Raw genomic sequence first — 24,042 nt, forward strand, 5'->3', positions numbered from 1 at the left:
TCAGGCGTTTTCGTCCAGGACTTTCTGAAATACCTCGGGATCCACATTCCCGCCGGAGCAGACCACCACCGTTGTGGTTCCGGCGACCTCCAGCTTGCCGCTCAACACCGCCGCCAGGGCCACCGCGCCGCCCGGTTCGACAACCAGTTTGAAGCGGTTGAAGGCGGTCACCATGGCCTCGGCGGTTTCCTGGTCCGATACGGCCAACCCTCCGGCCAATAGGCAGCGGTTGATACCAAAGGTCAGATCGCCGGGCTTGTCCACCAGCAGGGCGTCACAAAATGAGCGCACGCCCGGTTCATTGGCGGTGATCTGTCCGGTGGCCAGGGAATGCAGGGTGTCGTCATGGCCTTTCGGTTCGACGGCAAACAGGCTGCATTCCGGGTAAAGCTCACTGAGCGCCAGCGCACAGCCCGCGATCAGCCCGCCGCCGCTGCAAGGCACCGCGACCCGGTCGGGCGCCAGGCCCAGGTCATCGGTCTGGGAGGCGATTTCCAGCCCGACCGTCCCTTGTCCGGCAATGATGCGTGGATCATCAAAAGGGCGGATGAGGGTTGCGCCTTTTTCATCCGCTATGCCCTGGGCAATGGCCTCGCGGCTTTCGTTGATCCGGTCATAGAGCACCACCTCGGCGCCATAGGCCTGCGTTGCCTCGATCTTCAAGGCCGGAGCATCGGCGGGCATGACGATGGTTGCATGGATGCCCAACAACCGGGCGGCATAGGCCACGCCTTGGGCATGGTTGCCCGAAGAATAGGCCACCACGCCCCAATCGCGGGAATCCGCATCCAGTCGGCAGAGACAGTTATAGGCGCCGCGAAACTTAAACGAACCGGTGCGCTGCAAGGGCTCGGCCTTGATCAGCAGGCGCCCCCCCAATTGGTCGTTGAGCAGCGGGTCTTCCAGCAGTGGGGTCTCCACCGCGTGACCGCGCAATCGGTGGCCGGCAGCGACCACATCCTGGTATTCAGGCAGTTCAAAGGGGCTGGAGGAAGTCATCGACGGCTTTGGCGACTGGGGGTTCGTTGAGAAAGGGTGGATGCCCGCAGGCGGGCAGGGTGATTTGGCTCATATTCGGGTGGATCGCGGCCATGCGATCAAGCCCGTCGGCGGTCAGCACTTCGGAATCGCCGCCGCGCACCACCATGACGGGAATGGTGGAAAGAGCCTTGAACAACGGCCAAAGATCGACCCGCTTGTCCTCATCCGGCTCCAGCAGGAAACGCAGGCGGCGGTCGAAATCGAAATGCAGCAGACCGTCTTCCATCTTGCGATAAGTCCCTCGGGCCAGCTTCATCCAGTCTTCGGGATCGGTAATGGTTTCGCGGGGGAAGACTGCCTGCATGTGGCGCGCCGCCGCCTCCCAGTCAGGTTCGCTCCAATCCTTGGCGAGATACTCTTGGATCCGGGTAACGCCGGAGGTGCCGATATCCGGTCCCACATCGTTGAGCACCACGGCGGCCAGGTTGGTCGGCAGAGCCGCCGCCATGGCCATGGCCATGATCCCGCCGAACGACGTGCCAACGACAATCACCTTGTGCAGGTCGAGCAATGTCAGCAGGTGGCGGATGTCATCCACCGTGCGCGACGGGTCGTAATCGGTCCATTGCTCGGCATATTGGGATCGTCCGCGACCTCGGAAGTCAGGGCAGATCAACCGGCGGGTCTGATAGTGACGCAAGGCAAAGTCATGGAAATCATGACTGTTGCGGGTCAGGCCGGGCAGGCAGAGCAGGGGAGTGGCCGGGCTATCCGCATCGCCATAGTCGCGGAAATACAGCCGCAGGCCATCCTGAGACAGGTAGGTACGCTCCCTGTAGACCTCGCCGTTCATCGATTGAGGTCCTGTTCCAAGGTCAAAGCGATTTGAGTATTGCCCAGCCGTGCCCGGTAAACCTGAAGGGATTCCAGAATTCTCTGTACATAGTTACGGGTCTCGTTGAAGGGGATGTTTTCGATCCAATCCACCGGATCGGCGATACCCTCGCGGGGGTCTCCGAAGGCCCCGATCCAGGCCTTGACCCGTGATGGTCCGGCATTATAGGCCGCCAAGGAGAGAATATAGGAACCCTCATACCGATCGAGCAGTGTTGCCAGATAGGTTTGGCCGATGGTCATGTTGTAATCCGGGTCGCTGGTCAGGCGTGTCTTGGAGTAACGGACCTTGGACTTGCGGGCCAGGCGTTTGGCGGTGGTCGGCATCAACTGCATCATGCCCCTTGCCCCAGCGCGGCTGATGGCGCGCGGATTGAAGCCACTTTCCTGACGGATCACCGACAGAACCAACGGTTTTTCCGGCGTTGGCAGTTTTTTGGAAATATGGGCATCGGGCAGGGTGATCTTGGGATAGCCCGGCGCGATCAAAGGCTGCCCGGCCAGGACCGATTTCTTGGCGATGCGCACGGCCAGGTCCGGCCGTTCCAGTTCCAGGGCGAGATCCGCCGTCAAAGCCCGCCAACCGGCGCTTTGCGATAGATCCACCAAGCGCAGGAGGAACGGATTGACCCGCTTGACCTCGCCGATCCTGTCCAGCAACAGGGCCATGCGCACCAGTTCGTTTTTCTCGAAGATGCCGGTTTCCTGGGCGTCCGGGCGGGCGTCCGGGGGGATATGCAGCGCGCTCTTACCCTCTTTGGCCCCCGCCAATTGCCCATAGAAGGTGGTCGGGAACCGGGATCCGATGCCATACCAGAGTGCGGCGGATTTTTTTTGGTTCAATGCTTCGTTGGCGCGACCGGCCCAATAGGCGGCGCGGGCACGGCTGATCGGGAAATTCACCTTGCCATAGAGGTTGGAGAAATGGTTCAAGGCCACGTCCGCGTCGCCCAGATAGCGGAGGGCGATCCACCCGGCCAGCCATTCAGCGGCGGCGAACTGACTTCCGGATTCCAATCCATGATTCTTGGCAATGCGATAGGCGTCGGTGACCTGACCCTTTTTCAACGCGATACGGGTGAGAATGCTGCGCTCTTCCCACCATTGTTCCGGTGCCTGGTCGGTGGGCTTCATGGACAACATCAGTTCCAAGGCTTGGCCTTCGCGACCCTTGCGGCGGCGCCAGCGGATCCTTTCATAGATCAGTCCTGGGTCATTCTTTAGGCTCTTGGGCACCTGGGCAATGGCTCGGTCGACGCCGCCTTTGCGCAGCGCCAGCCGGGATCGGGCGATGGCCAACAGCCGGTGGTTCTTGTCAACCTTGTTGAGCATGCGTTTGGCGGCCACATGGCGGTCGTCCCACAGCAACCGGTCCAGACGGGCCTTGTGGTCCGCCCGGTCAAGATGTTTGGCGTAGAGTTTGAGGTATTGCCGTTCCTGACGCGGGCCGAAATCGCCGTTGATCCAGGTATCTTTCAGGAAAACCCTGGCTTCGTCGCGCTTGCCGCTGTTGAGCAGGGCGGCCCCATAGCGGATACGGCCATCGACGCTGACGGGCTCGCGCTCGCTGAACCAAGCGGCGACCCGTTCGTCGGACAGCCCCGGTGGCATGGTTTCTTCGGCCCGGCGTTGCAAGGTCCATTGCCCCGGCCAATCGGGATTGTCGGCGATAAAAGCGGTTATTTCATCGAAGGTATGGGAATTGCCTTCACTCTTCAGGTCGATCCAGTCAAGGATCTTGCGTAGGTCGGTATGGCGGACCTGATTGCGATGCTTGCGGAAGGTGTTCCACTTTTTCTTGTCGGCGGCCTTGAAAGCGGCTTTGGCGGCCGTGATCTCCGCTTTGCTGGGCGCAGCGGCATGGGTCTTCAAAGGTGTGACGAAGACAGCCAAAAGCACCACAAGTGCTGTGACGACGAACCATCCGTTGATCCGGCCTTGTAATTTCATGGTCCGGGTCCGCCTTCCTGCGATGCGCTTGTTTGTCCGACTCCGAGGGGAGTCTATTTAGGCTGCGTGCAAATCTCAAGTGTGAGCGCTTGCGGCATCGCAAGTGGGGGAGTAATGTCCCCGTCCGATTGTCACGGCCACCCATACCCTTCATGTAGGGTCTAAGAGGAGCGAGTACCATGTTCAAGGGGTCCATCTGCGCATTGATTACACCGTTTAAGAACGGCGCGCTGGATGAAAAAGCCTATCAGGATCTGGTGGCCTGGCATATTGACCAGGGCACCGACGGCGTTGTGCCAGTGGGAACGACCGGTGAATCACCCACGTTGGATCACGATGAGCACCGCCGGGTGGTGGAGCTTTGCCTGGAAGTGGCCAAGGGTCGCATTCCGGTAATCGCCGGAGCCGGCTCGAATTCCACCGCCGAGGCGGTATCGTTGACCAAGCACGCCCACAAGGCCGGTGCCGATGCGGCGTTAGTGGTCACCCCCTATTACAACAAGCCGACCCAGGCCGGCCTGAAGGCCCATTTCACCGCCGTGGCCGAAGCGGCCGACATTCCGGTGATCATCTATAATATTCCGGGGCGCTCGGTGATCGACATGAGCACCGAAACCATGGCGGAACTGGCCCAGGTCCCCAACATTGTCGGGGTCAAGGACGCCACCGGCGATCTGGTCCGGCCTATCACCACCCATTTGGCCTGCGGACCGGATTTCTGTCAGCTTTCCGGCGAGGATGCGACGGCCCTGGCGTTTCTGGTCGGCGGCGGGCAGGGCTGCATTTCGGTGACCGCCAATGTGGCGCCGAAGCTCTGCGCCGACATGCAACGCGCTTGGCGCGAGGGCGATCTGAAGACCGCCATGGACCTGCAATTCAAGCTGATGCCGTTGCATCAGGCCATGTTCTGTGAATCCAGCCCCGGTCCGGTGAAGTATGCCGCCGAGGTGTTGGGGCTTTGCTCCTCGGAAGTCAGATTGCCCTTGTGCGATATCTCCGACGCCTCGAAAGCGCGTGTGGACGCGGCGTTGAAGACCCTCGGCCTGACGTGATTGACGGTCCATGGCAGCCAAGAAAAAGAAACGTGAAGCGCCCGGCACGATTGCCGCCCAAAACCGCAAGGCGCGGCACGACTATTTTATCGAGGATTCCATTGAGGCGGGCCTGATGCTCATGGGCTCGGAGGTCAAATCCCTGCGCGAGGGACGCGGCAACATCGGTGATTCCTATGCCGAGGTGAAGGACGGCGAGGTCTGGTTGGTGAATGCCCATATTCCGGAATACAAACCGGCCAAGCATTTCAGCCATACGCCTACCCGGCCCCGAAAAATGCTGCTCAAGAGCAAGGAAATTGCCCGTCTTTCCAATGCAGTGAATCGCAAGGGCATGACCTTGGTCCCCTTGTCGATCTACTTCAATGATCGGGGAATAGCCAAGGTGGATTTGGGCTTGGCCCGGGGCAAAAAGGGCTACGACAAACGGGAATCCTCCAAGAACCGGGACTGGAAACTTCAGCAAGCGCGCGTGATGCGTGCCAAGGGCTGACTCCAATCGTCGAACGGGGTAGATTTATTCACCTCCATCGGCCCCATCGGCCCTATCGGCAAGAGGACTCGGACCCATGCGCATATCCCTGATCGTCGCTATGGCCGAAAACCGGATCATTGGGCGGGCCAATGGGCTGCCCTGGCGCATCTCCGCCGACCTGAAGCATTTCAAGGCCATCACCACCGGCAAGGCGGTCATCATGGGCCGCAAGACCTATGAATCCATCGGCAGACCCTTGCCTGACCGTCACAATATCGTCGTATCGCGGGATTTGGATTTCGAGCCTGACTGCGTCGAGGTGGCGCGCAGCCTGAAAGCGGCCTTGCATGCGGCCGAGGGCTGGGGCGATGACGAGGCCATGGTGATCGGTGGCGCGGCCATCTATGAACAAGCACTGGCCCAGGCCGACCGCCTCTATCTGACCGAAGTCCATGCGGAAGTGCAGGGCGATGTTTCATTTCCTGAATTCGATCCCTGCCAATGGCGGGAGTTATCCCGCGAACGCCATTCAGCAGGGCAGGGCGCCGACCACGACTACAGCTTCGTGGTGCTGGAGCGCGGCATCGCGTTCGATGTGGATGGCCTGGACGCTGGTCCCCGGGCCCGGGCCTACTTTGCCGATGGCGGCTACTATTGTGCCGAGGCCGTGCTCAAATCCCTCATGGAAACGAGTGATCGCGTGGAGACGGTCCCGGTGCGCGTGGCCAGCGGTTTTTGTTCCGGTCTGGCGCGGACATCCAGTCTTTGCGGGGCTTTGAGCGGCGGGATCCTGGCCCTTAATCTGGCGCTGGGCCGGGATGAGCCGGGGCGCCCCATCGAACGGAATTACGCGGCAATTCGGGACCTGATGGCCCTGTTCGAGGCCCGCTTTGGCGCCACCCAATGCGGTGTCCTGACCGGCGTGGATTTGGATACGGAAGACGGCCGCCAAGCCTTTGCCGCCAAAGGGCAAAAGGAGAGCTGCCGGGACTATGCGGCCGTCGTGGCCGAATGGGTCGAGACCCGATTGCGGGAAACCTGATCAGGAAGTGGTCGGTTCCCTGCGGTAATGCTTGCCATCTTGCAAGGCCGACAGGGCCACGGTAATGGTCCGATTTCGGTCGCCGAGGCTGACCAGCCGGACATGAGGTGGGATATCCGTGTATTCGAAGAATCGCTCCACCGCCCATCGAGTCTGGGTGGCGCCATACTTCACATAGATATCGCCCTGGGCGATGTCGTCTCTCTTCATGGAGCGTATTCCTTTTGGGATTCGGGTCGCCGAAGCGGGCGACAGCAATACCTCATTCTCTGCCTCAGGCCAAACGGGATTCCGCATCAAATGCACGGAAAAACGGTTAGAGCTTGATACAGCGGGAAAGTTTCTTTTCCCGGTCCGGTCCGGCGGGTAGTCTGATCGGCCTTGGCAGTTCAAAGGACCTTCCCATGGCCGTCTCTCCTTTTCTCGCCCGTGCGCTGATTGATCAGGCGAAACGGGAGCCGTTTTCCGGGCGGCTGGTGGCGTTGAGTCGCTATGACATGTGGTTCCGCACCGATCACCTGAAGGTTCTGGCCGCGGATGCCGGGTTTGATCTGCGGGTGGATCCCGATGATGATCCGGAACCGCTGGGCGCCAATCAGGGACTCCGCGCCGAGTTGTTTTTCAAGGCCTTGGGCTTTTCCGAGGTGGTGACATTGGAACTGTTCGATCCGGCGCCCGGGACAGTGGTGCTGGATCTCAATCTGGCGGACACGCCGGAAGACATGATTGGATGCGCCGATGCGGTGTTCGATTTGGGCACCAGTGAGCATGTCTACCATCCGATCCACCTGCTGAATCATGTGGCGCGAATGCTTGGGCCCGGCGGGCGGGCAATCCATCACACGCCCGCCAACAACATGCTGAATCACGGCTTTTTTCAGTTCTCCCCAACCTTTTACTACGACCACTATGAGGCCAACCGGTTCGAGGTGCTGGAGGTGATGATCAATCTGTTCAGTCACCCCAACGACGAAGTACAGAGCCTGCTGCCCATTGCGCGGGAAGCCTCCTGGCGCGAGCCCATGATGACAGGTGCCAAGAGCGCCTATAATTTCGTGGTGGCGCGCAAGACACCGGAATCCACCGTTGGTGTTCCGGCGTTACAGGCGGTCTATACCCGGGGGCCGGGCGGGCCACCGAAGACCTAAGAGGCGGATTTAAAAGTATTGTCCTACGGCCCCGCCTCGCCCTTCGTCCCTCGACAAGCTCGGGATGAGGAAGCTCAGGGTGAGGCTATCATGTTGAAAGGGCAAAAGCCCTCATGCTGAGCTTGTCGAAGCATGTGTCGCCACAGGCTCGAAATCGGACTTTTTCAGCAGCCTGTTAACGAAAAAAAGGCCCCCGCAGCACTGCGGAGGCCTTTTTCCGATGGGATCGATCGTGACCTACTGCAGCACGATCTTCGGCGCTTGAGCGGCCTTTTTGGCCAGCTGCTGCTCCACATTGGCCCAAACCTTGTCGGCAATCTCGCGATAGGCCTTGGAATGGGCGTTATCCGGATCGGAGTCGACAATGGGATTGCCACCGTCGGAGGTTTCGCGGATCTGCACGTCCAGCGGCACTTCGCCGAGGAAGGGCATGCCCAGCAGGTCGGCTTCGTCCTTGGCGCCGCCGTGGCTGAAGATTTCGGTGCGCTCGCCGCAATGCGGGCAGGCGAAATAGCTCATGTTCTCGACCAGACCGAGCACGGCCACGTCCACCTTGCGGAACATGTTCAGTCCCTTGCGGGCATCGGCCAGGGCGATATCCTGCGGCGTGGAAACAATCACCGCGCCGGTGAGCGGCACACGTTGCGCCATGGTCAACTGCACATCACCGGTTCCCGGGGGCATGTCGACGACGAGAACGTCCAACGGACCCCAATCCACGTCCCGCATGAACTGCTCCAAGGCACCCATGACCATCGGGCCACGCCAGATGATCGGGGTTTCCTCTTCGACCAGGAAACCCATGGACATGCATTTGATGCCGTGATTTTCCATCGGGTCCATGCGGCGGCCATCGGCCGACGTGGGGTCTCCGGTGATACCCAGCATGCGGGGCATGGAAGGACCATAGATATCGGCATCCAGCACGCCTACCTTAAGGCCCTTGTCGCGCAGGGCGATGGCCAGGTTGACGGCGGTGGTGGATTTGCCCACGCCGCCTTTGCCCGAAGCCACGGCGACAATGGAGGCCACTTCCGGCAGCATGGCGTTTTCCATTTCCACCTGACCGGCGGGGCCGCCTTCTTGCGGACGCTCGGCGGTGAGCACGGCGGTGACCGAGATCACGCCGGGCAGGCCATGCACGGTGGATTCCGCTTCCTTGCGCAAGGGTTCCATGTGCGGGCCGCGTTCCGGGTCCACTTGAATGGCAAAAGCCACGTGACCATCTTTAATTTGCATCCCTGTAATCATGCCCAGATCGACGACATTATTGCCGCGTTCCGGGTCGTTCACCCCCTGCAGGGCTTCGAGAATTTGTTGTTCTGTTACGCTTGTCATCCTTGATTCTCCAAACAAACCGACCGATATCCGGTAAAACGTCATAACGAGGCGCGTTGCGCCGTTCGATTGACTGTCATATAAGGCCCTCGTTCGATAGTTCAAAGGCCGGATACGAATTAAATAAGGAAAGGGTGATATCCATGGCATGGAATCCACAGGGAGGCGGCGGCGGTGGCCCATGGGGCGGCGGCGGCAACAACCAGGGCCCCTGGGGCGGCGGCGGTCGCGGTCCCACTGGTGGCGGTGGTCGTGGCCCGACCCCTCCCGACATCGAGGAAATGCTGCGCAAGAGCCAGGAACGCATGAAAGGCTTTATGCCCGGCGGCGGACTCGGTGGGGCGCGCGGATTCGGCCTGATCGTGATTGTTCTGGCCTTGGTCTGGGCGGTAACCGGTTTTTACCGAGTGCAGCCTGGCGAAGTGGGCGTGCAGATTTTATTCGGTGAGTACGTGTCACAGACTCCGGCCGGTCTGCATTGGTGGATGCCCGCGCCCATGGGCGAGGTGATCAAGCCGCAAGTGGAAAAGGTCAATACCATCCCGGTGGGCTATCGCGGCGGCGAGAGTGTCGGTGGCCGAACCCTGGGCAAGCAGGACGTGCCGCAGGAATCGCTGATGCTGACCGGCGACCAGAATATCATCGATTTGAAGTTCCAGGTGCAGTGGAAGATCAAGAATGCGGCGGACTTCCTGTTCAATATCCGCAATCCCGTAGCGACCATCAAGGCTGCGGCGGAAAGTTCCATGCGTGAAGTGGTGGGACAGACGACTTTGGAAAACACCCTGTCCAAGGACCGCCCCAAAGTGCAGGCCAATTCTCAGAAACTGCTCCAGCAGATTCTGGATGCCTATGGCTCGGGCGTGCTGATCACCGAAGTGAAGCTGCAGGAAACCGATCCTCCACAGGAAGTCATCGATGCCTTCAACGACGTGCAACGGGCCAAGCAGGATCAGGAGCGCCTTGTCAACGAAGCCAACACCTATCGCAACGACATCGTGCCCAGGGCCAAAGGTCAGGGTGAGCGGATGATCCAGCAGGCAACCGCCTACAAGGAGCAGATGGTCAACGAAGCCAAGGGTGAAGCCCAACGGTTTATCGACATCTACAACGCCTATGCCCAGAACAAATCCGTGACCCGCAAGCGGCTCTATCTGGAGCGCATGCAGAACGTCATGGGCAACGCCACCAAGATCATCATCGACGAAAAAGCCCAAGGCAAGCAGGGGGTGGTCCCCTATCTGCCGCTCAACCAGATGGGCCGGTTCGGGCCGCAGCGGCCGGGAGGGAATTGATCATGAAAACCCGTTTGATCGCATTTGCCATCGTCATCGCTGCAATCGCCGTGGTGGCCTCCAGCGCCTTGTTCACCGTCCACCAGACCCAACAGGCCCTGGTGCTGCAATTCGGTAATCCCATCGACGTGAAAAATGAGCCGGGCCTGCATTTCAAGCTGCCTTTCGTGCAGAATGTGGAATACTTTGAGCGCCGGATCCTGGACCTGGATCCGCCGCCACAGGAAGCACCGCTGGCGGACCAGAAGCGCGTCAATGTGGATTCTTTCGTGCGCTACAAAATCGTCGATCCGCTTGAGTTTCGCAAAAAGGCCGGGACCGATTCCAATTTCCGCGGCATTTTCGGGGCCCAGTTGAATTCCGCCGTGCGTGCCGAGGTGGGTCAGGTGTTCCTGGCCGATATGCTGTCCGAAAAGCGCCAAGAAGTCATGGAGCGGATTACCGCCACCCTCAAATCCAAGGCGCCGGAATTTGGTGTCGAGGTGGTGGATGTGCGCATTGGGCGCACCGACCTGCCGGAAGCCACGTCGGCCGCCGTGTATAACCGCATGCGCTCCGATCGTAAGGCTTATGCCGCGGAGATCCGCGCCGAGGGTGAACGGCAGAAGCTCAACATCGAGGCCGATGCGGATCGCCAGCGCACCATCATCATCGCCGAAGCCAAGCAGCAGTCCGAGATTCTGCGCGGTCAAGGCGATGCGGAACGCACCACCATTCTTAGCAACGCCTATGGTCGGGATCTGGAGTTCTTCGATCTCTACCGGACCCTGGGGGCCTACGAAGAGGGGCTGGGCGAAGGCACCACCATGGTCCTGAGCCCGGATTCCGAGTTCTTCCGGTACTTCCAGTCGAGCACGGGGCGATAAAAACATGGAGCTTCTCTTCGCGGCGCTGGGTTTGGCCATCGCCATCGAAGGGATGCTCTATGCCCTGTTTCCCGACGGCATGCGCAACATGATGGCGCAGATCATGGAGATGCCGTCGAGGACCCTGCGTGCCGCCGGGCTGGCAGCGGCGGTGGTTGGCGTGGTGATTGCCTGGATGGCCCGTCTGGGTTAACTGTTTCCTCACGATGCCGCGATTAATCTTCTTTCTGCCCAGCTTCGGCCACAATCCCTTTGCATATTTGATCGGGTAGAGAACCTGACCGATAAGACGGAGAACAACAAAATGAGCCAACGGAAGATTGCCCGGGTATTGACTTCGGCCCGGGACTCCCTCCCGGAGGACCGCATGGTCCGTTGGATGATTGCCGGATTGCTGGCCACGGCCATGCTGGTGGCCGCCGCCGCCGCTCAGGCCCGGGGCGCTCCCGACAGTTTTGCCGATTTGGCCGAGAAGCTTTTGCCGTCGGTGGTCAATATTTCCACGACCCAGGTGGTGCAAGGGCAGCCGGGCATCGAGATGCCGCAGTTTCCTCCGGGCTCTCCGTTCGAAGACTTCTTTAAGCATTTTTTTGACCAGCAGGGCGAAGGCAACGGCATGGGCCGCGAGCCGAGAAAGCGCCGCGCCACCTCGCTGGGTTCGGGTTTTTTCATCAATGAAGGCTATGTGGTCACCAATAATCATGTGATTGAGGGTGCCGACAAGATTTTCGTGATTTTGCAGGACGATACCCGCCTGGAAGCGGATCTGGTCGGCCGCGATCCCAAGACCGACGTGGCGGTGCTCAAGCTGGTCGACGAAAAGAAAGTCGATATCGCCCCCCTTGAATTGGGCGATTCCAACAAAGTTCGGGTCGGTGACTGGATCCTGGCCATCGGCAATCCCTTCGGGCTCGGCGGCACCGTGACCGCGGGCATCGTCTCCGCTCAGGGCCGCGACATCAACGCCGGTCCCTATGACGAATTCATCCAGACCGATGCCTCCATCAACAAGGGCAACTCCGGCGGTCCCATGTTCAACCTCAATGGCGAAGTGATCGGGATCAATACCGCTATCTATTCCCCATCGGGTGGCAGCGTGGGCATCGGCTTCGCCCAGCCCATGGCGGTGGTCAAGCCGGTGATCAACCAATTGATCAAATATGGCCGCACCAAGCGCGGCTGGCTCGGGGTGCGCATTCAGCATGTGACCGAGGAAATTGCCGAGAGCCTGGGTCTCAAGGAGACCAAGGGTGCTTTGGTGGCGGGCGTCATGGAAGATGGCCCGGCGGCCCCGGCTGGGATCAAGTCCGGTGACGTGATCATCACCTTCAATGGCCGGGAGGTGACCGAGATGCGCCGCCTGCCGCGCATTGTCGCCGAGACCGAGATCGACGCCGAGGTGCCGGTGCAGGTATGGCGCAATGGCGAGGTGGTTGATCTCAAAGTCGTTATCGGTGAACTGGAAGAATCAGAGGTGGCGGAAGCCACACCAGCCAAGTCGAAAGCGAACGGCACGTCCGGCGCGGTGGGTATCGACTCCCTCGGACTGACCGTTGCGAGGGCTTCGGACTCGGTGCGCAACCGCTTCAGCCTGGGCGAAGGCGAGATCAAGGGCGTGGTGGTCACCGATGTGGACCAAGAAGGCCCGGCGGCCGAGAAGGGCGTCCAGGAAGGCGATATCATCGTCGAGGTCAATCAGTACGAAATTGGGGCGCCCAAGGATGTGATCCAGCGGATCGAGGAAGCCCGCAAGGGCAAGCGCCGCTCGGTGCTGTTGTTCGTCGAACGGCAGGGCGACCTGCGTATCGTTGGGGTGCGGCTGCGCGAAGGCTGAGCCCCCTTGGCCAAGGTATTTTGAACGGCATCCTTCGGGGTGCCGTTTTTTATTTTGCCTGTATGGTGTGGCAGGTTTAGAACCATGGGAGCCTAGCAAACCGATACCAAAGGGGGAGGGAATATGAGCGACGAAACCGTCAAGTATCTGCTATCCGAGGATCGTATTCCGAAGGCTTGGTACAATGTGCAGGCCGATCTACCGGTCCCCATGGCGCCGGTGCTGCATCCGGGGACCGGGCAGCCGGTGGGTCCGGACGATCTGGCGCCGCTGTTTCCCATGGCCTGTATCGGTCAGGAAGTCTCCACAGAGCGGGATATCGAAATCCCCGAGCCGGTCCGGCAGGTCTATCGCCAATGGCGCCCGGCGCCCTTGTATCGGGCCCGTCGTTTGGAGGAGGCCCTCGATACTCCGGCACATATCTATTACAAATACGAAGGCGTTAGCCCGTCCGGCTCGCACAAGCCCAATACGGCGGTGGCCCAGGCGTTCTATAACGCCAACGAAGGGGTCAAGAAGCTGACCACCGAGACCGGCGCCGGACAATGGGGCTCGTCCCTAGCCTATGCGGGCAGCATTTTCGGGCTCGAAGTGGATGTCTATATGGTGAAGGTGTCCTATCACCAAAAGCCCTATCGGCGCGCGCTGATGGAAGCTTATGGCGCCCGTTGCGTCCCGAGCCCGTCGACGGAGACCGCGTCGGGGCGCGCGATCCTGGAACAGGATCCGGACTCCAATGGTTCCCTGGGTATTGCCATTTCAGAAGCCGTGGAACTGGCCGCCCAGCGGGACGATACCAAGTACTCCTTGGGGTCGGTCCTCAACCACGTGCTATTGCACCAGACGGTGATCGGCATTGAGGCCATCGAGCAGATGGAAATGGCCGGGGAGCAGCCGGACGTGGTCATCGGTTGTGCGGGGGGCGGCTCCAACTTCGGCGGCCTGGCCTTCCCGTTTGTCGGCAAGAAGATCCGCGAAGGCATGGACGTGCGCATCGTTGCCGTCGAACCGGCGGCCTGTCCGACCCTGACCCGGGGCACCTTCGCCTATGATTTCGGCGATACGGCCCATCTGACCCCGCTGGTCAAGATGCATACCCTGGGTTCGTCCTTCATGCCGCCGGGCTTCCATGCCGGGGGCCTGCGCTATCACGGCATGTCGCCGATCGTCAGCCACCTGCTGGACCAAGGCCTGATCGAGGCGGTCTCGCATCATCAGACCGGCTGTTTCGAGGCGGGAGCCACCTTTGCCCGGGCCGAGGGCATCATTCCGGCTCCTGAATCCACCCATGCGGTGAAGGAAGCGGTGGACGAAGCCCTGCGCTGCAAGGCCGAAGGGGTGCAGCGCAACATCCTGTTCAATCTGTCCGGCCATGGTCATTTCGACATGGCCGCTTATACGGAGTTCTTCGGCGGCAACCTGGAAGACCGGGACTACGACGCCAAGGCCTTGGAAACAGCACTGCAAGGCCTGCCGCCCGTGGCCGCCGAATAGACCACAAAGCATCAAGGGGCGGGGCCATGGACGGTGCCGCCCCTTTTTTTCGTCCGGTAAGGCAATTGTCTCTTGACCCTCCGGGGCAGGCGGGATTCCTTGCTAGCCATACACGACTCGACAATAACTATCTGTGGAATTGATCCTGTGCCCGAGCAGCCCGCCATGCCCAAACTTCCGTTGATGCGACCGTTCACCGGCCTGCGCCCGCGCCCCGAGAACGCGGTGGACGTGGCAGCACCCCCCTATGACGTGGTCAGCCTCAAGGAGGCCGCCCAACTGGCCAAGGGCAAGCCCTATAGCTTTTTGCATATTTCACGCCCGGAAATCGGCCTGCCCGAGGGCACGGATCCCTATGCCGCGGTCGTCTATGCCGCCGGGGCGGAGAACCTGAAAAAACTGGTGGAGCAGGGCATCTTGGTCCGCGACGAGACTCCGGCCTACTATGCCTATCGGCTGACCATGGGCGATCACCAGCAAACCGGCATCGTTGGCGCCGCTTCGGTGGCGGCCTATGACGTGAATCGCGTCCGCAAGCACGAGCTGACCCGCCCGGCCAAGGAAGACGATCGGGTGCGTCAAATCGACGCGGTCAATGCCCAGACCGGCCCGGTGCTTTTGGCTCATCGGCCCGATGATCAATTGACCGCCGTGCTGGACCAAGCCACGGCCGGTCCCGCCGCCTATGAGGTGACCGACGGCGCGGGGGTGGTGCATGCTCTGTGGGTGATTGATGAGGCGGCGATCACCGCGCGGATCACCGAGTTGTTCGAGGCCATGCCCGCCATCTATATCGCCGATGGCCACCATCGGTCCGCCGCCGCGTCCCGCGTGGCCGCCGCCCGCCGCCGCAAGCTGGATCAGCCGCACGGGGACGAACTGCACGAATCCTTCCTGGCCGTGTCCTTCCCCAGCGATCAGATGCATATCCTCGACTACAATCGCATTGTCCGGGATCTTAATGGCATGAGCGCGCAGGAATTCCTGGTTCGATTGGCCGATTCTTTCACCGTTACCGTCAGCGCCTCGCCCTTCAAGCCATCGAAGAAAGGCCAGTTCGGGATGTACCTCGAAGGGCAATGGTATGGCCTGACCCCGACGGCTCCGCTTCCTGATGATCCCAAGGCCGGGCTGGACGTGAGTGTATTGACCGACCGGCTGCTCGATCCAATTCTCGGCATCAAGGATTTGCGGCGCGACGCGCGGATTGATTTTGTCGGCGGCATTCGTGGCCTTGAGGGATTACAAGAGCGGGTTGACCACACGGACTGGGAAACCTGGGCTGTTGCCTTCGCGCTCTATCCCACCGCGATGGAAGAATTGATGGCGGTGGCCGAGGCGGACGAGGTCATGCCGCCCAAATCCACTTGGTTTGAACCGAAGCTGGCCGATGGGCTGGTTTCCAATCCGTTGGACTGACCCGGCCATGAAGCGAATGAACGGTGCGGAAGGCGGAACGGGGGCCATGGGCGTATTCAAGCCCCGGTCGCACAAGGACATCCTCAAATCCCGGCTTCAAGAGCTCGATGTGGATCCCAAGCGGCTTCCCAAGGGATTCATCGCTGACTTGGTGCCGCATCTTTACCGCCATTTCATCGCCGATCGTAAGGCGCAGACCCGAGCAGAAAAAAGGAAGGCGACGGCCTATCGCCTTCCCGTGCCTTTCAGTTTTCACATCACCCAGGCTGCGCTGGTGATTGCCTGGCTTTTGGCGCCGCGCAAGAGGATGGAGGAATGGGGCAAGGGGCGGTGGATTCAGAAACTGACCTATGCCGACCGCATGGCCCCGGTGCTGAAAAAGTATGGCTTGGAGACGTCGCAGCCCGACGCATGATGGATATGGGATTACGGCCTAAAGGCTTTCGCGTTTCATATGACCCATTGTGATGGCCACCGGAGGCCACCCTGCGCGCCACGCCTGCCCCTAAGAGGCGGATTCAAAAGTATTCCTTTGATCTCAAGGGCGTATATTTCCGCTCTGGCGGCGTCAAGACCTCCTAACGGGGCGCTGCCCCGTGTCGTCGGCCTTTCCTGGCCGGATCAAAAAATCTACTGCCTTGATATCTAAAGGATACTTTTAAATCCGCCTCTCAGGCAAAATGATTCGGTCACAATGGGTCATATGAAACGCGAAAGACTTTTAAGAAGCGCCGCCGGTGACCAGAGTCACCGCCACGCCATCGGTCCCGCAAAACAGTTCCAAGGCTCCCACCGCATGGCCCATGGCCTCGCGCAGGGTCGGCTGGTCACCAAACCCGATCAAGACCATCAATAGATCGCGGGTCTCCATTGAGATGCAGGTGCGTTCGGAATCCGAGGTCGGGCTGCCGAACGGCCCCTCCTGGTCGGCGAACACCGGTAGACCTTCCAGGTTGAGCGGGCCGCGCCCGATCCCAGCATAGGTCTCGCCTTCGCCTGCGCGACGGAAGGAAATGGGGGCTGCGACCTTGCTCAGGTCATAGGTGCCGATGGAAAAGCCGGTGCGGATGGAGATCAGGTTGGTCACGTCGACGACCGTATTGATCCGATAGAGATCCTTGCCCGATTTGATGCGGCGCAGCAAGGCTTCGGCGGAGGGGCGGTAGCGGGCCGGATCCTTGCCCAGCGCCTTATAGGCCCTGCGGGTGCCTTGAATGGCTGGCCATTCGGCGATGGGGGTCGCGGCAATCCGATTGTGGGCTTCGGCCATGTGGTCGAGAAGGGTCTTTTCCAAGTCCGGATGGGTCTCGGCGACCCTGACCTGACAACGCAGGCAGCCCAGGGAGACGGCAATCTGGCGTGCGGCAAAATCCTCTGCGATGCTCACCAAGCTCATGACCGGACCACTCCCACTCGATTGAGGCTGAAGCAACCTTGGGGCAAAATGGCATCGCGCGAAAGGCGGCGGGCGATCAGATGTGATAGGACATAAGCCATTGATGGTGGTGATATGACTCTGACATGACAAAATCAAGTGAAGTTATTCTCCTGGCCGGCCCCACGGCCAGCGGCAAGACCGCCCTGGCCCTGGACATCGCCGAGGCTCTTGGCGCCACGGTGATCAATGCGGACAGCATGCAGGTCTATGAGGACCTTCATGTGCTGACCGCGCGCCCGGATCCGGCGGAACTGGCGCGGGCGCCGCATCGATTGTATGGGGTGCTGCCAGGGGGCGAGGCCTGTTCGGTGGCCCGGTGGCTGGACCTGGCCTTGCCCGAGATCTGCCAGGCCTGGGCCGAGGATATGGTGCCGCTCTTGGTTGGCGGTACGGGGATGTATCTCCAGGCGCTGGTCAAAGGCCTGTCACCCATTCCCGAGGTGCCTGCCGCCGTTCGTGAGCAAGCCACGGTTTTGCTGGACCAGCTTGGGGGCGCGGTTTTTCGGGAGAAACTGCGTCGGCTGGACCCGGAAACCGCCGCGCGGTTACCCGATGGCGACCGCCAGCGGCTGATCCGCGCCTATGAAGTGGCCGTGGGAACCGGGCGATCCTTGAGCCAATGGCAAAGGGATGATCCCCCCGCCGGACCGCTGCCCGAGGCGCGCTTCACCCGGCTGTTGTTGCAGCCCCCCCGAGAGGCGCTCTACGAGCGTTGTGACCAACGTTTCGACCGGATGATGGGGCGCGGGGCGCTGGATGAGGTGCGGGCCTTGGCGGCACAAGATCTGAACCCGGCGCTGCCCGTGATGAAAGCGGTGGGCGTGCCGCCCTTACTCTCCTTGCTGCGTGGCGAAATCGACGAAGATCAAGCCCGCGAGGACTGCCAAAGAGCGACCCGCCAATACGCCAAGCGACAGACAACTTGGTTCCGTCACCAGTTTGATCCGCACCATGTGATTTCCAGCCTCTATATTCCGCAGGCCGCGAAGACCGTGGTTGCCTATCTTCAAAACAGGTTGGGGTGATTGCGCCGCTTCGGAGGCCATGCTACCCCTGAGTTTCAATTTGACGGTGGAGAGATGGCACATGCGACTTTCGGTTTTGGTGCTGGCGACGGCGTTGACGGGGGCGGCCACGGTGGCCGCGGCAGGGCCATTTGATGGGATCTTGCAAGGAGTCTTGGGAGGGAAATCCAAGACGACCAATAGCGCCGTAACCTCGGTGCTGGGCAACGAAGACCTGATCACGGGATTGAAGGAAGCCCTGCGGGTGGGCACCGATACGGTGGTGTCGCAGTTGGGCCAACCGGACGGGTTCAATGCCGATCCCAATGTGCATGTGCCGTTGCCTCAGACTCTGTCGGATATTAAAGGCCTGCTGAGCGGTCTGGGGCTGGCGGGGACGCTGGATGATCTTGAACTGCGCATGAACCGCGCCGCCGAGCAGGCGACACCGAAGGTCAAACAGTTATTCTGGGACGCCATCACCGCCATGAGCCTGGATGACGCCAGGGGCATCTACGAGGGGCCGGACGACGCGGCCACCCAGTATTTCCGTAAGACCATGACTCCGGATCTAAAGGCCGCCATGAAGCCGGTGGTGGATGACAGTCTGTCCCAGGTCGGCGCGGTGCAGGTCTATAATCAGGTCGTGACCCAGGTAAAGACCGTGCCCTTTGCGCCCAAAGTCAATCTGGACCTGACAGACCATGTACTCGAAGAAGCGGTCGGCGGCATGTTTATGTATCTGGCCCGCGAAGAGGCGGCGATCCGTAAGGATCCAGCCAAGCAGGTCACCGAAATTCTGCAACGGACATTTGGTCGTCAATAATCAAGCATCATCGTAGGAGGGGCATTCATGATCACCACCACCACCACAACCAGTGAAACCGTCGAAGGTCGCCAAGTCACCCAGATTATCGGCATCGTCGCCGGGCATGCCGTGATGGGCACCAACATCTTCAAGGACCTGTTCGCCGGGCTGCGCGATATCATCGGCGGCCGCTCCGGCTCCTATGAAAAGGAACTGCGCAAGGCCAAGGAACTGGCCTTGAAGGACCTGGAAGAAGAAGCCGAGTCCATGGGCGCCGACGCGGTCATCGCCGTGGACCTGGACTACGCCACCATTGGCGGCGACGAAAAGACCATGCTGATGGTCAGCGCCAATGGCACGGCGGTCAAGCTGGGCTGACCCGCTTTCCCCATGAACGAAAAAGGGCGCCCCATTGCCAGGGCGCCCTTTTTTTGCGTTGGATTCTTTAAAGCGCTTCGCGGTCGGTTTCACCGGTACGGATGCGCATGGCCTGTTCCATATCGATGACGAAAATCTTGCCGTCGCCGATTTTGTCCGTGTGGGCGCCCTTTTGAATGGCGTCCAAAGTGCTTTCCACGTACTCGTCGGGCACCGCGATCTCGAGTTTCAGTTTGGGCACGAACTGGATGTGGTATTCGGCCCCGCGATAGATCTCGGTTTGACCTTTCTGGCGGCCATAGCCCCGCACCTCGGTGACCGTGGCGCCGGTGATGCCAAGGTCGCGGAGGTTTTCTTGAACCTCGTCGATCTTGGTCGGCTTGATGATGGCAATTATCAGCTTCATGGGTTTTTCCCTTTTAAAAGGTGCTCTTGGGCTTAATTGAAATCGTAAGCCCGTTCACCGTATTCCGTCAAATCAACACCTTCGTTTTCTTCTTCAGGATCGACACGAAGACCGAAGACGCCGGCCAGAACCTTGAAGATCAGGAAGGTGATCAGACCGGACCAAATCACGGCAATAACGATCCCCGCGATCTGTGACGTCAGCTGACTGCCCACGGACACGCCGTCCCCGAGGCCCAGACCGCCCAGGCTCGGCAAGGCGAAAAAAGCCACCAAGATCGAACCGAGGATACCGCCAACACCATGCACGGCGAAGACGTCCAGAGAGTCGTCGATATGCCATTTCATTTTGACCGTGTTGACCGCCACGTAGCAGAGCGCGCCGCCACCCAGACCGCAGACCAGGCCGCCCAGCGGGCCAATGAATCCCGAGGCCGGGGTCACGGTGGCCAGACCCGCCACCATGCCGGTCACGATACCCACCAAGGTCGGCTTGCCATATTGCTTCCATTCAAGAGCCATCCAGGTCAGCGAAGCCACGGCGGCCGACAGGTGGGTGACTGCGATGGCCATGCCCGCGCCACCGTTGGCGGCCAAGGCGCTGCCGCCATTGAAGCCGAACCAGCCGACCCACAACATGGCTGCGCCCATCATGGTCAGGCCGGGCGAATGTGGGGGGTGCAAGTGATTGGGAAAGCCTTTGCGCGGGCCGATGACCACGGCCGCGACCAGCGCCGCCGCCCCAGCGGTGGCATGCACCACGATCCCGCCCGCGAAATCCTTGACCCCGACGCCAAACCATTGGCCGAACAGGCCGTCGTCGGTCATCAGACCACCGCCCCAGATCCAGTGGACCGCCGGGGCGTAGACCAACAGCATCCACAGACCGCTGAAGGCGATGGTGGTGGTGAATTTGGCGCGCTCCACGAAGGCACCCAGAATCAGCGCTGGGGTGATGATGGCAAAGGTCATCTGAAACATCATGAAGACCACTTCCGGGATCTCGCCTGAAGCGGAGTCCACGGTAACACCGGACAGGAACAGCTTGTTCATGCCGCCAATGATACCGCCACCCACTTCGCCAAAGGCCATCGAATAGCCGATCAGCACCCAGAGCACAGAAGAGATACAGGCGACCGCGAAGCAATGCATGAGCACGCTCAGGGTATTCCTGGCCCGCACCAGACCGGCATAGAACAGCGCCAATCCCGGCAAGGTCATGAACAAGACCAACGCCGTGGCGGTTATGATCCAGGCCGTATGGCCGGTGTCGATGCCATCGGCGGCTTGGGCCGCAGCAGGCAGCAGAATTCCTCCCAGTCCAGCGGGCAGTGCCCACCGGAGCGACTTCAAATACGCGCTCATGTAATCTCTCTCCCCCATGGCGGCTCGGAACCGAAAATCCCGGGCCGACCGTTCCATCCACTATGTGTTGCCCATTCGTATAGCAGTTTTTGCCAATGTGGAGGCTCCGGGTCAAGAGAGGAGACAGCGATTCCCCCAAACAATGATAAAGCTGCCTAATAATTAGGCATTCTGTGGCGAGTTGGGAACTGTTTTTGCTGTCTTGCGCGGTTTTCACCCTTCTTTACAATCAGTCTCGACCGCGTGTCACAGCTCACGGACTCCCATGGCCAATATCGTTAGCCGTCTCTGGAAACGCCTTCACAAAGGCGAGGATAGTTCTCCCGAGAACCCGGAGGAGAAAGAGCATTGGTCCGATCGCATGGACGGATTTTCTCAGACCGTCGATGACGTGCTGCAAAGCGACCCGGCGACTCTGGGTGATCCCGTGCATGTGATCAGCCTGACCGCCTTCAAGGAAGTGGTGGGAGATGCCTGGGATCATCTGGCGCCCAAGGTTCAGTTGATGAGCGAGAATACCTTGCTGAGTTATCTGGACCCTTCGGATATCTACCGGCAACCGGCGGAAGACCTGTTCCTGCTCGCTTTTCCCACCAAAAAACCGGATATGGCCCGTATGCGCGCCCGGGAGATCACCATTGATCTGGGCAACCGCTTGATGGGGTCGCACTTCAGTCTCGGTGGGGAAGAAGAGGGCGGCGCCCTGGTTCACGCGGCGGAGGTTCCCACCGAGGAGGCCTTTGGGGCCGATGGCGAGGTCAATTTGGAAGTGATCCAGGCTTCGGTGGCCGCCACCCGGGCGGCGGAGAAAACGCCACCGCCTGTTCCCGCCGCCGCCGCGGCCCTGATGGCGGAAATGGGCGTTTTCAATGAAGGCAGCAATGTGGTTCATGCCCGCTATCGACCCATCTGGGATTCTCCCAGTGAACGGATTGTCGGCTATCGGTGCGTGCCGTTTCGCGAGGTGGAAGGCCGCAAGGTTTCCGATGGGGCGTTCTATCCGGCCAACGCCGGGGTGGATTTCCTGGTCTCGCTGGATCGGGACTTGTTGGGCATGGTGGCCGAAACCTATGCCCAGGCGGTGGCACAGGGGGCGGACGTGGTGGTCCCCATTCATGCCATGACCGTGTTGACCGCCGGACGCGAGGTGATCGGCGAATCCCTGCGCGCCATTCCGGCCCATTGTTCGCGCCAACATCTGATCTTCGAGGCCATTGGAGCCCGCGACGAGACCCTGGCCCGTGATGTGATCGCCGCCTTGAAGCTCGAAGGTGGCGGCGTGGCCATCCGATTAAGCCTTGAGTCGCCCGACCCATTGGTGCTGCTGCGCGCCGGGGCCGACCGGGTCGGTGCCATGTGGACCGAAGGCGTGGTGCGCCGCAAGCTGCATCAGGTGGCCCAAGGCAGTCCGGCGCTTCACGCCTATTTATGGAACATGCCGGACCGAAAAGCCGTTGCCGCGTCGCTGAAATTTGGTATTCAACAGGTCGAAGGGCCGGGAGTGGCACCGGTGGTTCTAAAGGCGCCAGGCCGCACCGGGCCCATGTCCCGTTCCAAGATTATCTTATCGTGAAGGACCGACATTGATGGGGGGATTTCTCGATCGCTTGTTCCGGCGCCAGACCAATGATGGCCAGGCGGAAGAAAAAAACGACGACCCGACCCGGGCCCTCGAGGGACTGGTGCAGACCACCGATGATATTCTCCAACGGCAGGAAGAAGTCGCATCGGGCAAAATCTATGTGTTGAGCTTGGTCTCGGTGCGCGAGCATATGGGCGAGGATTGGGAGCGGTTCGCCCAGCGCGCTGCCCGCATCTGTGAAAGCTGTATCCAAAGCCACATGGAAGAAGGGGACGGTTTTTCTCAGGAAGACGAAGACCTTTTTGTTCTGGGCCTGCCGGGGCGGGATGACACCCACGCCCTGCTGCGGGCGCGGGAAATCGCCAATGATGTGGGATACAAGTTGCTCGGATCCCACTTTCGACCGGATCAAGAACCCCTGATCCTGGCCGCCGACGTGGACATGAAGGACGCCCTCGATGCCAAGGGGGAACTGAGATTCCAGGTGGTTCGCCAGGCCGTCGCCAAAGTCAGAAAGGCTTTCGTTCAGCCGCAACAGAAAAAACCCAAGCCACCGCCGGTTCCATTACATGTGGACTGCCGGTTCCTGCCCATGTGGGAGGCGAAAACGGAACGGATTGTTGGCTACCGGACTCGGGGGCGATTGGATCTGGACGGTCGTCCGTTGGAAGATGTGGAAATCCGCAAGATGACCCAAGAGCAGCGCGGCCGTCTGGATGCGGCGCTGATCCAGGCGGCCCTGATCCACCTGCCGGATGCGGCGAAAAAGGAATGCCGTCTGGTGGTACCGGTCTACGGTTCTTCATTGCATGGCAGTGGTTTGAAGGCAATCCGCGCCGCCTTGGCTTCGGTGACCATCGTGCATCGGGAGTTCCACTTGGCCATTGAGGTGATGGCCGAGCCCTCGGATATGGAAAGGATCTCCGAGATGCTGCCTGAACTGCGCAAACAGGCCGGACGGGTGATGGTGCGTCTGCCCGTGGGCGTGCCCGTACCCGCGATTGCCGACCCGGCAACCACGGACTTGGGCCACGAATGGCATGACCCCTTGCGTCTGGCACCCAAGGGGGGGGCGACCAGATATCTTTGGCAGGTTTCCGACAGCAAGGGATTGGCACAGGCTCTCAATGCCGGGTACGGTCTGATTTCCGGACCGGTGTTGAAAGCGCCGCCGCTGGATCACCTGGGACCGGTCGGGGCTCTGCCGAAGACACAATTGACCGGATGATCTAAAAAGAAAAGTGAATGAAAAAAATCAAAATTGTGCAGTGCAC

General features: G+C 60.5%; 24 protein-coding genes. 16 read left to right on the top strand and 8 right to left on the bottom strand.

Annotated features, from left to right (window positions below):
• From MGMAQ_RS07450 to MGMAQ_RS07460, 3 genes are read right to left on the bottom strand one after another with little or no spacing between them, the layout of a single operon-like run.
• Nucleotides 1–999 (bottom strand): threonine/serine dehydratase, encoded by a 999-nt coding sequence (locus tag MGMAQ_RS07450; protein ID WP_046021038.1) that lies wholly within the window; start codon nt 997–999, stop codon nt 1–3.
• The gene (locus MGMAQ_RS07455; protein WP_046021039.1) at nt 977–1,834 is read right to left on the bottom strand and encodes an alpha/beta fold hydrolase; all 858 of its coding nucleotides are present in this window, start codon (nt 1,832–1,834) and stop codon (nt 977–979) included. The genes MGMAQ_RS07450 and MGMAQ_RS07455 overlap by 23 nt, the downstream gene beginning before the upstream one ends.
• Nucleotides 1,831–3,825: a lytic transglycosylase domain-containing protein gene (locus MGMAQ_RS07460; protein ID WP_046021040.1), complete on the bottom strand. Its 1,995-nt coding sequence runs from the start codon at nt 3,823–3,825 to the stop codon at nt 1,831–1,833. Before MGMAQ_RS07460 ends, MGMAQ_RS07455 begins: the two co-directional genes overlap by 4 nt.
• Nucleotides 3,826–4,004: 179 nt before the next feature.
• On the opposite strand from MGMAQ_RS07460, the gene dapA reads away from it, so the two are divergent.
• The 3 genes from dapA (at nt 4,005) to MGMAQ_RS20090 (ending at nt 6,394) form a co-directional block, all read left to right on the top strand.
• Nucleotides 4,005–4,877, top strand: a complete 873-nt coding sequence (gene dapA / locus MGMAQ_RS07465) for a 4-hydroxy-tetrahydrodipicolinate synthase (RefSeq protein WP_046021041.1) — start codon at nt 4,005–4,007, stop codon at nt 4,875–4,877.
• Nucleotides 4,878–4,887: 10 nt separating this feature from the next.
• Complete coding sequence (smpB, locus tag MGMAQ_RS07470; RefSeq protein WP_046021042.1) at nt 4,888–5,370, top strand: SsrA-binding protein SmpB; 483 nt, start codon at nt 4,888–4,890, stop codon at nt 5,368–5,370.
• A 76-nt stretch (nt 5,371–5,446) separates the two neighbouring features.
• A complete protein-coding gene (locus MGMAQ_RS20090) occupies nt 5,447–6,394 on the top strand; it encodes a dihydrofolate reductase (protein WP_065814683.1) in 948 nt (315 codons plus the stop codon).
• On the opposite strand, the gene MGMAQ_RS07480 is transcribed toward MGMAQ_RS20090, so the two are convergent.
• Nucleotides 6,395–6,604: a hypothetical protein gene (locus MGMAQ_RS07480; protein ID WP_046021043.1), complete on the bottom strand. Its 210-nt coding sequence runs from the start codon at nt 6,602–6,604 to the stop codon at nt 6,395–6,397.
• 194 nt (nt 6,605–6,798) lie between these two features.
• Between MGMAQ_RS07480 and MGMAQ_RS07485 the strand changes: the two genes are divergently transcribed.
• Nucleotides 6,799–7,542 (top strand): class I SAM-dependent methyltransferase, encoded by a 744-nt coding sequence (locus tag MGMAQ_RS07485; protein ID WP_148560891.1) that lies wholly within the window; start codon nt 6,799–6,801, stop codon nt 7,540–7,542.
• Nucleotides 7,543–7,779: 237 nt separating this feature from the next.
• Here MGMAQ_RS07485 and MGMAQ_RS07490 read toward each other — a convergent pair whose 3' ends face one another.
• Complete coding sequence (locus MGMAQ_RS07490) at nt 7,780–8,880, bottom strand: Mrp/NBP35 family ATP-binding protein (protein ID WP_046021045.1); 1,101 nt, start codon at nt 8,878–8,880, stop codon at nt 7,780–7,782.
• 143 nt (nt 8,881–9,023) lie between these two features.
• Between MGMAQ_RS07490 and hflK the strand changes: the two genes are divergently transcribed.
• The 7 genes from hflK to MGMAQ_RS07525 all read left to right on the top strand — a co-directional run bounded on the left by hflK (nt 9,024) and on the right by MGMAQ_RS07525 (nt 16,203).
• Complete coding sequence (gene hflK / locus MGMAQ_RS07495; RefSeq protein WP_046021046.1) at nt 9,024–10,175, top strand: FtsH protease activity modulator HflK; 1,152 nt, start codon at nt 9,024–9,026, stop codon at nt 10,173–10,175.
• 2 nt (nt 10,176–10,177) lie between these two features.
• The gene (hflC, locus tag MGMAQ_RS07500) at nt 10,178–11,041 is read left to right on the top strand and encodes a protease modulator HflC (protein ID WP_046021047.1); all 864 of its coding nucleotides are present in this window, start codon (nt 10,178–10,180) and stop codon (nt 11,039–11,041) included.
• A gap of 4 nt (nt 11,042–11,045) precedes the next feature.
• Nucleotides 11,046–11,234: a DUF2065 domain-containing protein gene (locus tag MGMAQ_RS07505; protein ID WP_046021048.1), complete on the top strand. Its 189-nt coding sequence runs from the start codon at nt 11,046–11,048 to the stop codon at nt 11,232–11,234.
• A gap of 111 nt (nt 11,235–11,345) precedes the next feature.
• Nucleotides 11,346–12,875: a DegQ family serine endoprotease gene (locus MGMAQ_RS07510; protein ID WP_046021049.1), complete on the top strand. Its 1,530-nt coding sequence runs from the start codon at nt 11,346–11,348 to the stop codon at nt 12,873–12,875.
• 123 nt (nt 12,876–12,998) lie between these two features.
• On the top strand, nt 12,999–14,369 hold the full coding sequence (locus MGMAQ_RS07515) for a TrpB-like pyridoxal phosphate-dependent enzyme (RefSeq protein WP_046021050.1): 1,371 nt from the start codon (nt 12,999–13,001) through the stop codon (nt 14,367–14,369).
• 147 nt (nt 14,370–14,516) lie between these two features.
• Entirely contained in the window at nt 14,517–15,788 is a 1,272-nt protein-coding gene (locus tag MGMAQ_RS07520) for a DUF1015 domain-containing protein (RefSeq protein WP_252508696.1), read from the top strand.
• A gap of 7 nt (nt 15,789–15,795) precedes the next feature.
• Complete coding sequence (locus MGMAQ_RS07525) at nt 15,796–16,203, top strand: hypothetical protein (protein ID WP_148560892.1); 408 nt, start codon at nt 15,796–15,798, stop codon at nt 16,201–16,203.
• A 306-nt stretch (nt 16,204–16,509) separates the two neighbouring features.
• Here the strand turns inward: MGMAQ_RS07525 and MGMAQ_RS07530 are convergent, their stop codons facing one another.
• Nucleotides 16,510–17,184, bottom strand: a complete 675-nt coding sequence (locus MGMAQ_RS07530) for a B3/4 domain-containing protein (RefSeq protein WP_046021052.1) — start codon at nt 17,182–17,184, stop codon at nt 16,510–16,512.
• A gap of 125 nt (nt 17,185–17,309) precedes the next feature.
• Between MGMAQ_RS07530 and miaA the strand changes: the two genes are divergently transcribed.
• The 3 genes from miaA to MGMAQ_RS07545 all read left to right on the top strand — a co-directional run bounded on the left by miaA (nt 17,310) and on the right by MGMAQ_RS07545 (nt 19,416).
• A complete protein-coding gene (gene miaA / locus MGMAQ_RS07535; protein WP_046021053.1) occupies nt 17,310–18,251 on the top strand; it encodes a tRNA (adenosine(37)-N6)-dimethylallyltransferase MiaA in 942 nt (313 codons plus the stop codon).
• A 61-nt stretch (nt 18,252–18,312) separates the two neighbouring features.
• Nucleotides 18,313–19,056, top strand: coding sequence for a DUF4197 domain-containing protein (locus MGMAQ_RS07540; RefSeq protein ID WP_046021054.1), 744 nt, complete (start codon nt 18,313–18,315; stop codon nt 19,054–19,056).
• 27 nt (nt 19,057–19,083) lie between these two features.
• Complete coding sequence (locus tag MGMAQ_RS07545; protein ID WP_046021055.1) at nt 19,084–19,416, top strand: YbjQ family protein; 333 nt, start codon at nt 19,084–19,086, stop codon at nt 19,414–19,416.
• A gap of 67 nt (nt 19,417–19,483) precedes the next feature.
• Here the strand turns inward: MGMAQ_RS07545 and MGMAQ_RS07550 are convergent, their stop codons facing one another.
• Both MGMAQ_RS07550 and MGMAQ_RS07555 read right to left on the bottom strand, forming a co-directional pair.
• Nucleotides 19,484–19,822, bottom strand: a complete 339-nt coding sequence (locus MGMAQ_RS07550; protein WP_046021056.1) for a P-II family nitrogen regulator — start codon at nt 19,820–19,822, stop codon at nt 19,484–19,486.
• A gap of 32 nt (nt 19,823–19,854) precedes the next feature.
• Nucleotides 19,855–21,186 carry an ammonium transporter gene (locus tag MGMAQ_RS07555; RefSeq protein ID WP_173427167.1) on the bottom strand — a complete coding sequence of 444 codons (1,332 nt, stop codon included), beginning with the start codon at nt 21,184–21,186 and terminating at the stop codon, nt 19,855–19,857.
• 265 nt (nt 21,187–21,451) lie between these two features.
• Here MGMAQ_RS07555 and MGMAQ_RS07560 point away from each other — a divergent pair, with 265 nt between their 5' ends.
• Entirely contained in the window at nt 21,452–22,759 is a 1,308-nt protein-coding gene (locus MGMAQ_RS07560; RefSeq protein WP_148560893.1) for a hypothetical protein, read from the top strand.
• Between the two features lie 13 nt (nt 22,760–22,772).
• Entirely contained in the window at nt 22,773–23,996 is a 1,224-nt protein-coding gene (locus MGMAQ_RS07565; protein WP_046021058.1) for a hypothetical protein, read from the top strand.
• The last annotated feature ends 46 nt before the right edge of the window (nt 23,997–24,042 follow it).

This window comes from Magnetospira sp. QH-2, from assembly GCF_000968135.1.
Lineage (GTDB): Bacteria > Pseudomonadota > Alphaproteobacteria > Rhodospirillales > Magnetospiraceae > Magnetospira.